The organism is Trichococcus sp., from assembly GCF_049589555.1.
Taxonomy (GTDB): Bacteria; Bacillota; Bacilli; order Lactobacillales; family Aerococcaceae; genus Trichococcus.
The window spans coordinates 1-10,150 of the sequence record NZ_JBAWAZ010000078.1 but is presented as its reverse complement, the minus strand read 5'-3'; the positions used below and the strand labels follow the sequence as shown (position 1 = coordinate 10,150).

The following is a 10,150-nucleotide window of genomic DNA, read 5'->3' as shown; positions in this document are numbered from 1 at the left end:
TCGGAACTAACAATTGTGGGTTGGTCCTCGCGATGACCGCCAAGACCATAATCGTGAATGCGCCGGTCGCCAATGCGCTGGCGCCGTTCAGCGTGATCGAGTAGAACCATGCGCTCCAGCCTTCAGGCGCGTAGGATCCCCAGAAATAATAGCCGGCGATCGTGTGCCAGAAGTAGCGGCCAACTGTGCCGACGATGGTGCCTAGCGTAACTTGCCATACCAATGCCTTTTGATTCTGATCCGCGATCGCTTGTTGGACTTTCGGCGTGAACAGACCGGCCAAACCGGTGAAACCGAAGGCGATGAAGTACTCGATGAATCCTTGCAGCGGTGTCAGGATGTAGGCAGTCCCGATCAGGATGTGCAACACACCCCACAGGAAACTGGCGAAGAAACCGGGAACCAAGCCGCGGCGCAGGCAATAAAGAATCATTACTGGCGCACCAACCGTTACGGAAAAACTAGGGCCGATATTGAAAGGGATCAAGGACAACACGGTCGCCAAGGCAGCGATGATGGTCCCTTCAATCCAGATGTTCAGATTTTTAGACATAAAAAAACTCCTCCTTTTTGGGCATAATACACCATCGACAAAGGAGGAGAATGAATTTCAATTCTCAATCACAATCCCTACGCTCGTGCTAACGAACAGGTTCGAAGGGTCAGAATCTATGTTCAATCTCAGCCATGAAGGCACCCCTTTGTGAAACGGTCTATTTAGTTACAGCTAACTTTACTACAGTTTATTTCGTTATGCAAGATTCACGCTGCACAAAGGCACGTCCGAAAAAACGGCGGCCTGAACAATCTTTTGTGCAAAACTACCTATTTCAGTTCTTTTTCTGCCTGTGCCTTCAGGATGGCTTCGCGTTTCTTTTTCTTTTTGGAATTCAGGTAGGAATCGATTACGCCGCCGATCATTGTGCCGATACCGAAGCCGATCGTAAGGTTGCCCGCGAAGTAGCCGATTGAAGCGCCTATCAGCATACCGTACATCGTGTAAGTAAAGGAATTTTGCAATGTTGGATCTTCATCCACCGGCAGATTTTTCTTTGCCGCTGCTTGTTTATTTTTATGCAGTTCCGGTATTGTTGGGGTCACATTTTTGCGCTGGATCTGGTTGCCTGTGTTCTTTTTCGCCATTTGTTGTACATCCTTCCGTCTATCTGAAACATCTTTTGTCTCCAATAAACATCTTATCAGTTCGATTCCTGCTCTTCAATAGCCAGTGGTGGTGGATGTTGGCGAAATCTCACGAAAGCGGAAATTTATTCACAAATCGACGGTTCAATGCTCTTCGGATAGTTCAACGGGATCGCCGTTATCATCCTTAAAGAAACCCTTCAGCACAAAGGCATCATCTGTCGGCCGATAACCGATGGCGGTGCGGGCCTGTGAGATGTCCAGGCGCGGGAAACGGTTGTCCGACACTCCGTTCACCAACAGAAACGGCTCAACCAGCTTTGCTTTCAGGGCGCAGTCGACCAAATGGCACAAATCCCGTGGCGATAGGTATTCGGCCAATCCCGCTTCGTCGACGATAGGGTCATCGATGTTTTCATTGAAGTTGCCGATGCGGATGCCGATCGATTCCTGGCCTTCGGTAAAGGCGAAATGGCTGGCCAAACCCTCCAGATAGACTTTCGAAACGCCGTAAAGGTCACCAGGACGGACCGGGGCATCGACGGGAACCTGAACATTTTTCGGGTAGGCGCTGACAGCATGGATGGAGCTGGCGAAGATGATGCGCTTGACAAAGTTCTCGTACTTGGATGATTCCTTGAACAGGTAGTAGGGCATCTTGTAGTTCAACCCGATCAGCGCGTCATCGAAAACGGCATCGGGTGAAGGGTTTCCGGCCAGATGGATGACGTAGTCTATCCCTTCAAGCAGGCCATCCCAGTTGCCGACGACAGTGAGGTCCAATTCCTTGACGATGGTACCCTCCAAAAGGGCCGGCTCGACGTCATGGAAATGGACATCCACCAAGGTCAGTTCGTAGCTCTTCTTGAGATGTTCAACCAAAATTCTTCCTATATTACCGGTTGCGCCGGTGATCATTATCGTCGTCATTGTCGGTACCCCCCTTGTTTCTGTGAAGCAAACAGTGCAGTTTCTAGCGTGAGTGGCTTTGCTTTAACTGTATGCAAGCCGCCGGAAAATGTCAAAGGATAGCCCTTGCAAAAACAGCAATTCGTCAGGCAAAATAAGAATATTTTATTTGTGTAAGGAATGGGTAAATTAATTGAGTCAGGGGGAATATCCTTGTATAATAGGGGTAAGATGATAGGCAAGGGCAAGATACTTTTCAATCGAAAACGAAGGGGTGAGTCGGATGGACTTGTTGAATATGCAAATGCGCGCTTCTCAAGGTCAGTGCGGATCTGTTGTGCAACAATCTTCCCATTCATTCTTTTGCCCGACAGAGCACGTGCTTTCGCATGTGTTTTTTTGTTGGTCCTGAACGGAGTCGGCGGGCCTTATCATCATGAACATAAGCATTAAACGGGGGTGATGACCATTAATCTTTCTAAAAACAAGACACAACGGAAAGGAACGGTGATCCGACGCATATCTCCTAGCTGTCAGGTGTGACAGCCATCGTATCGATGAAAGGCGTGAGGCCGGATAGAATGGTAACGTATCACCCGATCAAATGTGAAAATAGAAAAACTGGCGAGGTTCCCTTTTGGGTGCCTCGCCAGTTTTTTTTTAGAATTGGTATTATGCTTTTTTGACGAACTCGGATTTAAGTTTCATAGCGCCGAAGCCGTCGATTTTGCAGTCGATGTTGTGGTCGCCTTCCACCAGGCGGATGCCTTTGACTTTTGTGCCGACTTTCAAGGCGTTCGAGCTGCCTTTGACTTTCAGGTCCTTGATGACTGTAACGGTGTCGCCGTCCTGCAGCAGGTTGCCGTTCGCGTCTTTGACGATCAATTGATCTTCGTTTGCTGCCTCAGCAGCATCCGCGCTCCATTCGTGCGCGCACTCGGGGCAGACCAGCATCGCGCCGTCTTCGTAAGTGTAAGTTGAGCCGCATTTAGGGCAATTAGGTAATTCCATCATGATTTTTATTCCTCCGTTGTTTTGATTAGTTGTCTTCTGACTTTTCATTTCCGGCCTTTTTCAAAGGCGGAAGATGCTTATATACTGCCACATTTTCGCCTTGTTGACAATAGAATCCGGACAATATAAGAATAATAACCAATAAGCAGAAAGATAACGGTTTCGGAAGGCTCCATATGTGTTGTTGGCTGAGGTTGTCCGATAACCGAGTAGAATCGGACAACCAGAACGTGGTTGCAAAGCAGATTGTCCGATAACCGAGAAGAATCGGACAACCGGGACACGCTCGCAAAGCAGATTGTCCGATAACCGAGTAGAATCGGACAACCCGGACGCGGTCGCAAAGCAGATTGTCCGATAACCAAGAAGAATCGGACAATCAGAGCGCGACCACATCATGACATTCAAAAAAGGCCCAGATCGTCGATGACTTCGATCTGGGCCTTTTCGATTAAATGCCGCTCAACACAATATCCTTCTGAACAGACATTTTCGCTTTGTTTTCTTTGATAGCAACTTGCGCAGACGCCAAGCGGGCGATCGGCACACGGTAAGGCGAGCAGGAAACGTAATCCAAGCCAATGCTTGAGAAGAAGGCGATGGATTCAGGATCGCCACCGTGTTCGCCGCAGACGCCCAGCACCAAGCCAGGGTTGGTTTCGCGGCCCAATTTGGCGGACAATTTGACTAGTTTGCCGATGCCTTTCACATCCAATGAGTGGAACGGATTCGGCTTGAGCAAACCTTTGTCTTCGTACTCCTGCAGGAACTTGCCGGCATCATCGCGCGAGAAGCCGAAGCCCATCTGCGTCATGTCGTTCGTGCCGAAGCTGAAGAAGTCGGCTTCCATCGCGATTTCGTCGGAAGTGACGGCCGCGCGCGGGATCTCGATCATCGTTCCAATCAGGTAAGGGATGGTCACAGATTTTTCGGAGAGGACTTCCTCAATCTCCGAAACGATTTCCGCTTTGACGTAACGCAGCTCGTCGACATCGCAGACCAGCGGGATCATGATTTCCGGTGTGATCGTGCTGCCGGTTTCTTCGGCCGCAATGATGGCGCCTTCGATGATGGCGCGCGCCTGCATCCGGTAGATTTCCGGGTAAGTGACGGCCAAACGGCAGCCGCGGTGCCCGAGCATCGGATTGACTTCATGCAAGGAATCGATGTGCGCCTCCAAGCCAGCCAAAGTGCCTCCCATGGCTTCAGCCAGCGCGACTTTGTCAGCATGCGCTGTCGGAAGGAATTCATGCAACGGCGGATCCAACAAGCGGACGGTCATCGGGCGATCCTGCAGCAAGGCGAACATTTCCTGGAAATCCTGTCGCTGCATTTCCAACAGCTCAGCCAAGTATTTTTTGCGTTCGTCCAACGTGCGGGAAAGGATCATTTGGCGGACAACCGGAATCCGGTCCTTATGGAAGAACATATGCTCAGTCCGGCACAGGCCGACGCCTTCCGCGCCCAAGGACAATGCCTGTTTGACGTCGGTCGGGGAGTCCGCATTAGCTTTGACTTGCAGCACTTTCATTTCATTGACCCATTCCATGAAGATGCTGAATTTGCCTCCCAAAGTCGGGTTCTGCTTGGCGATGTTGCCGGCGTAGACTCTTCCAGTTGCGCCGTCGATCGAAAGCAAGTCGCCTTGGTGCAGGGTCACATCATCGATGACGACGGTTTTGTTATCTTCATCGATGACTGCTGCCGTGCAGCCGGCCACACAGCATTTGCCCAAACCGCGGGCCACGACTGCTGCGTGCGAAGTCATGCCGCCGCGTGCGGTCAGGATACCTTCCGAACTCATCATACCGGCCAAATCTTCCGGCGATGTTTCGCGGCGGACCAGGATGACCGGTAGGCCGTCCTTTTGTGCCGCTTCGGCATCGGCAGTGGAGAAGTAGATATGCCCGGATGCCGCTCCTGGTGAAGCGCCAAGTCCGGTCGCCAACAAGTCAGCCTCATCCAGTGCTTTCGTGTCGAAAGTAGGGTGGAGCAGTTTGTCCAACTGGCCGGTTTCGATGCGCATCACGGCTTCTTCTTTCGTGATCAGGCCTTCGTCGGCCAAATCCACGGCCACTGCGACGGCTGCGGCTGCTGTCCGTTTCCCGTTGCGCGTCTGCAGCAGGTACAACTTGCCTTTTTCGATCGTGAACTCGATGTCCTGCATATCGGCGTAGTGGTCCTCCAGCTTTTCAGCGATGGCCTTGAATTCGTTGTAGACGGCTGGCATGACTTCCTCCAGCGTATCGATATCCAATGGGGTGCGGATGCCGGCCACGACATCTTCGCCTTGCGCATTCATCAGGAATTCGCCGAACAGTTTTTTCTCGCCGGTCGCCGGGTTGCGCGTGAAGGCCACGCCAGTACCGGAATCGTTGCCGCGGTTCCCGAACACCATGCTTTGGACGGTGACGGCTGTGCCGAGGTTATGCGAAATATTGTGGATTTCGCGGTAAAGGATAGCCCTTTCATTGTTCCATGAAGAGAAGACGGCTTGGACGGCCTGGTGCAATTGGTCCAACGGTTCCTGCGGGAAAGTTTCGCCGGTTTCGCGTTGGTAAATGGCTTTGTATTGCGCGACCAGGTCGGTCAGGTCTTCCAAAGTCAATTGGTTGTCGAACTGGTAACCGTTCTTATTTTTGACTGTATCCAGGATCGATTCGAAATGGATGCGCGGAACGGATTTCACGACATCGGCGAACATCTGGATGAAACGACGGTAGCTGTCGAAAGCGAAAGTCGGGTTCTGCGTCTGTTCAGCCAGACCTGCGACTGAAGCATCGTTCAACCCCAAATTCAGGATCGTGTCCATCATGCCGGGCATCGAGAAGGCGGCACCGGAACGGACCGACACAAGCAACGGGTTGGCAGGGTCATGGAACGATTTCCCGACCGCGTTTTCCAGGTCGATGAGGGCGGAATCAATCTGCTGCTGGATTGCAGTCCAAAGTGTCCGGCCTTCATCGAAATAATGGATGCAGGATTCCGTCGTGATCGTGAATCCTGGAGGGATGGGCAGGCCGAGATTGGTCATCTCGGCGAGGTTGGCGCCTTTTCCTCCCAATAACATCTTTTGTTCTTTTTTGCCTTCTGAAAAACGGTAAACCCATTGCTTCGTCATATACTTTTCCTCCTTGTGAGTGGTCTATAGTTGCTTGCGGCTGATATTCATGACATCCATGTAGTGCAGGATGTGGTCGGCAGTTTCTTCGATCGCTTTGCTCGAAACATCGATGACTTCGCAGCCGATCTGTTTCATGATCTGGTCTGCGTATTCGAGTTCCTCTATTATGCGTTCCATGCCGGCGTAGCTGGCGGAGGGCGGCAGTCCCAACGTTTTCAGGCGCTCTTTGCGGACTTCATTGAGCTTTTTCGGCGAATTAACGAGGCCGATGATCCGCTCCGGCGCAATCGTGAAGATTTCTTTCGGCGGCTTCGATTCCGGGAAGAGCGGGATGTTCGCGACTTTCACGTTCTTGTTCGCCAGATAGATCGACAGCGGCGTCTTGGAGGTGCGGGACACGCCGACCAGCACGATATCCGCCTTTTCGATGCCGCGCGGATCGCGTCCGTCGTCATATTTCACGGAAAATTCGATAGCCTCGACGCGGTTGAAATAGTCCTCGTTAAGCTGGCGGTTCATGCCCGGTTTTTCCTTGGCCGGAAGCTGGAACAGTTGCCCCAAACCGGTCAGGATCGGACTGTAGATGTCGACCCCAATCAGGCTGGCTTGTTCGATCCGCGCCTTCATGTAATCGGCCATTTCCTTTTTTACAAAGGTGTAGAAGATCATTGCCTTCTCATCTTCGGCCACTTTTGCGCAGATATCATCGATCTCCTCGGTCGTCTGCACATAGGAATATTTCTTCAGTTGGTAATTTTCCGTCTCAAATTGGTAGAGGGCGGAACGGATCACCACATCGGCTGTCTCACCGATGGAATCAGATACTAAGTAAATCGCATTAAGCTCCATTTGCACACTTTCCTCCTAAAGGTCTTTGTTGAATATATCAAGCAACAATCTGCTGGCGGTCGATTTCGAAAATTTTCCGATGACCTCTTTTTTGCCGGTCTCTTCATACACGGAACGGGAAAGGACCGGCAGACTGTCGACGCGATGGGTAACTAGCAGTTTGGTGGCATCGACAACGAGCGTATCGCTGAAGACTGTATACAGATTCGGCATCTTCGTCATGACCATTCCGACCGGGATGGCATTCAGATCGGAATCGCCCAAAGCGCTTTTCAGCAGATCCTTGCGGGAAACTATCCCCAGTATTTCCCGGTTGTCTGTGACATAAAGGGAACCGCAATCCTCCAGGAAAAGCTGGATGATGGCATCCTGGATGCTCGTTTCTTTGGTGAGGTTGACCGAGATGGCCATCACCTTTTCGACTTTTTGTTTGGCGATCTGTTCGACCAGCACGGAGTTGGTGTGCTCCTCGTTGATCAGATAACCGACTTTCGGTTTGGCCTGAAGGATGCCGCTCATCGTCAGCAGCGAAAAGTCGGGGCGCAGCGTCGCCCGCGCAAATCCCAGTATGGAGGCAATCTTTTCACCGGAAATCGGCTGCTGTTTCTTGACGATTTCGATGATCTGTTTTTGCCTATCGGTAAGTTCCATTTTTCCACCTCAATTCTTAATGTGATGTGCTAATGGATATATAGTATGTCACATTGAAGACGTTGTCAACACAAAGTGACATCTTTTTTTCGGGATTTTATTCGCGTCAGGTGGTGGGGGCGATGCATGCTGGGATCCGAATGATGGATTCTTCGGAGTTATCCATCAACTTCGAAGAATCGGAGCGCAAAATGATGAACTCATCAAAAGTATTCATCAAATACGGCCCATCCAAGCGCAAAATGATGAATTCTTCAAGCTTATCCATCATCCCTTGATCCATCCGGAGCTTTTCCGACAAAGCCGGCGCCAATTTAGTGGCATGCTGCACCCTGCTCTATGGTAAAATAGCAGAGACTATATGTGAGGATGTGGGTCTTGATATGTACGAAGTGGAATTTGATATACAGGATATTTATGATATGACATACAGCGATGTTACCTACAGTAAAGGGAAACGCTTGTACGAAAGCGGTACATTGCGGAAATTCCACGTGGACTCTGACGGCCGATACTTCAAAGCTGACGTCAAAGGGACGAAAAAGTATGAAGTCGAAGTTTATTTGGATGAATTCAGGGAAGTGGAAGATTATTATTGCACTTGTCCGGCCTTCGAAAACTACGACGGACTTTGCAAACATTTGGTAGCATTCCTGATGGCGATTCACGATGAAGCATCTCCCCCTGAGCAGGAACAGTCTCCCTTGGGGAACCAAGCGGAACAAAGCAACAGAATGAGCATTGCGTCCGGACAGCAGTACGATTTTGAACAGACGAAACGTTTGCTGGATGTACTCCAGTTCGAGTTGCTCCAGGAAAACGATTTGATACAGCGGACCCCGATCCAAGTGGAATATACGCTGATCATGACCGAGTTGCGTTATGGACAGCATTTCAGCTTGAAGATGAGAGTAGGGTCCGGACAGCTGTACATGGTGAAGGATTGCGACTATGTCATCAAGTATATTTTGGGTGGCTTGGAGCTTCCGTTCGGGAAAAAATTCACTTTTTCGCCGGTTGAACACGAATTATCAGCGGAAGATCGCACGGTCTTTCTTTTTTTGAAACAAATTATCGATTCCGCGGCCGCTTCCGGACGCGATTCCCGCTCGAGCGAGGACCGCAAAGAAATTACAGTGCCTGCGAGCATGGTGAAGGAATTGTTGGGGAAGTTGTCGAGTTGTCCGCTCGTCTACATCAAGACAAATCCTTACCAAACTTGGGGCCAGCGCTTATTACCGGAACAACTAGTATACTATCCTGACGAGCTGCCTATAAGTTTTGCGTTGAGTGAATTGCCGGATGGCGGACTCTTATTCGAAGAAACGGTGCAACTGGCAGCGAAGAGTATACTTTTCGATAAAGCGGACATACTGATGGTGGACGAGCGCTTTTACTTCCTGAGCGAAACAATGAAAGAGCGTTTGCTCAGCCTTTATCGGGCGATTTCGGAGTCCGGGCATGAGGGTCTGCACATCCCACCGGAAGCAGCGGGGGATTTCTTGGCGATCGCTGTTCCGGCTTTGCAGAAAATTGCGGCCATAACTGTGGCGGATACCGTTCGGGAAACTTACCGACAGTATCCCTTGCGTGCTGAACTCTATCTGAATTGGGCACCAGACCGTTTGACCATGGAGTTGTTTTTCTGTTATGGCGAGACCAAAATTGACGTCACCAAAGAAATACAAGCGCAACAGGTGCTGTCGCCCGACACGGTGGTCAGGGATAGCATCGCTGAAAAGGTGTTGGTCCAGAAACTCATCGATGCCGGTACTGGCGCACTCTATTTTAAGGAAAAGTTCTATCTGGAAGAATTGGATCATATCATGTCGTTCCTGTACGAAGGTCTTGAGAAGCTCGCTCCGCATTGCGAAATATTCACGACGGCAGCTGTCGAGAACCTGCTTTACCAACCGGTCAGGCCGCCGAAAGTCGCCATCGAGCTGAACAATCAGTCGCGGTTGTTGGATGTGACCTTCAGCACCGACGAAATCAGTATGGATGACCTAAAACAGATGGTCAGGCAGATTGCGGCGAATAAGTCGTATCACCGCCTGTCCAACGGGAAAATCGTCAACTTGCGCCAAAAGGAAATCAAGGAACTTACCGATGCGGTCGTGCAGCTGGATGTGCCTTTGAAAGATCTAAAAAAAGAGATGTCACTGCCGCTTTATAAGGCTTTCGGGGTGGATACCGATGCGGGGATCGTCCACCAGGATGAGGATTTCATGACGCTCATCAATCGGATGGAGAAACCCGAGAAGATCGATTTCGATTTGCCGGAGGATCTGATGGCGACATTGCGTCCCTATCAGGAAACAGGCTATAAATGGCTGAAGGGGCTTGATCATTACGGCTTCGGCGGAATTCTTGCAGATGACATGGGACTCGGGAAGACACTGCAGGTCATCAGCTTCATTGCTGGTTCGCTTGGGGAAGGCGACGGCAAACCCTATTTGG

9 protein-coding genes and 1 riboswitch are annotated in these 10,150 nt (G+C 50.6%); of the genes, 1 reads left to right on the top strand and 8 read right to left on the bottom strand.

The window, feature by feature from the left end; translation table 11 throughout:
- From thiT to WBV27_RS03690, 8 genes are all read right to left on the bottom strand, one after another.
- On the bottom strand, positions 1 to 553 hold a 553-nt coding region (gene thiT, locus WBV27_RS03725; protein WP_424199530.1), incomplete at its 3' end, for an energy-coupled thiamine transporter ThiT.
- A 57-nt stretch (positions 554 to 610) separates the two neighbouring features.
- Positions 611 to 711: riboswitch (TPP riboswitch) on the bottom strand.
- Positions 712 to 825: 114 nt separating this feature from the next.
- Entirely contained in the window at positions 826 to 1,143 is a 318-nt protein-coding gene (locus WBV27_RS03720; protein WP_424199528.1) for a hypothetical protein, read from the bottom strand.
- Between the two features lie 144 nt (positions 1,144 to 1,287).
- Complete coding sequence (locus WBV27_RS03715) at positions 1,288 to 2,073, bottom strand: NAD-dependent epimerase/dehydratase family protein (protein ID WP_424199526.1); 786 nt, start codon at positions 2,071 to 2,073, stop codon at positions 1,288 to 1,290.
- A 651-nt stretch (positions 2,074 to 2,724) separates the two neighbouring features.
- On the bottom strand, positions 2,725 to 3,063 hold the full coding sequence (locus tag WBV27_RS03710; RefSeq protein ID WP_424199532.1) for a zinc ribbon domain-containing protein YjdM: 339 nt from the start codon (positions 3,061 to 3,063) through the stop codon (positions 2,725 to 2,727).
- A 454-nt stretch (positions 3,064 to 3,517) separates the two neighbouring features.
- Complete coding sequence (ppdK, locus tag WBV27_RS03705) at positions 3,518 to 6,187, bottom strand: pyruvate, phosphate dikinase (protein WP_424199524.1); 2,670 nt, start codon at positions 6,185 to 6,187, stop codon at positions 3,518 to 3,520.
- Between the two features lie 24 nt (positions 6,188 to 6,211).
- The gene (locus WBV27_RS03700) at positions 6,212 to 7,039 is read right to left on the bottom strand and encodes a pyruvate, water dikinase regulatory protein (protein WP_424199522.1); all 828 of its coding nucleotides are present in this window, start codon (positions 7,037 to 7,039) and stop codon (positions 6,212 to 6,214) included.
- Between the two features lie 15 nt (positions 7,040 to 7,054).
- A complete protein-coding gene (locus WBV27_RS03695) occupies positions 7,055 to 7,690 on the bottom strand; it encodes a CBS domain-containing protein (protein ID WP_086627321.1) in 636 nt (211 codons plus the stop codon).
- Between the two features lie 106 nt (positions 7,691 to 7,796).
- Positions 7,797 to 7,973, bottom strand: coding sequence for a hypothetical protein (locus tag WBV27_RS03690; protein WP_424199519.1), 177 nt, complete (start codon positions 7,971 to 7,973; stop codon positions 7,797 to 7,799).
- A 139-nt stretch (positions 7,974 to 8,112) separates the two neighbouring features.
- Between WBV27_RS03690 and WBV27_RS03685 the strand changes: the two genes are divergently transcribed.
- Positions 8,113 to 10,150 (top strand): SNF2 helicase associated domain-containing protein (locus tag WBV27_RS03685; protein ID WP_424199517.1); only part of this gene is annotated, 2,038 nt, incomplete at its 3' end.

Coding starts and splice junctions, on each gene's coding strand:
- ppdK (WP_424199524.1), bottom strand. CDS start 6,187: ATGACGAAGCAATGGGTTTACCGTTTTTCAGAAGGCAAAAAAGAACAA.
- WBV27_RS03700 (WP_424199522.1), bottom strand. CDS start 7,039: ATGGAGCTTAATGCGATTTACTTAGTATCTGATTCCATCGGTGAGACA.
- WBV27_RS03715 (WP_424199526.1), bottom strand. CDS start 2,073: ATGACGACGATAATGATCACCGGCGCAACCGGTAATATAGGAAGAATT.
- WBV27_RS03710 (WP_424199532.1), bottom strand. CDS start 3,063: ATGGAATTACCTAATTGCCCTAAATGCGGCTCAACTTACACTTACGAA.
- WBV27_RS03695 (WP_086627321.1), bottom strand. CDS start 7,690: ATGGAACTTACCGATAGGCAAAAACAGATCATCGAAATCGTCAAGAAA.
- WBV27_RS03720 (WP_424199528.1), bottom strand. CDS start 1,143: ATGGCGAAAAAGAACACAGGCAACCAGATCCAGCGCAAAAATGTGACC.
- WBV27_RS03690 (WP_424199519.1), bottom strand. CDS start 7,973: ATGGATCAAGGGATGATGGATAAGCTTGAAGAATTCATCATTTTGCGC.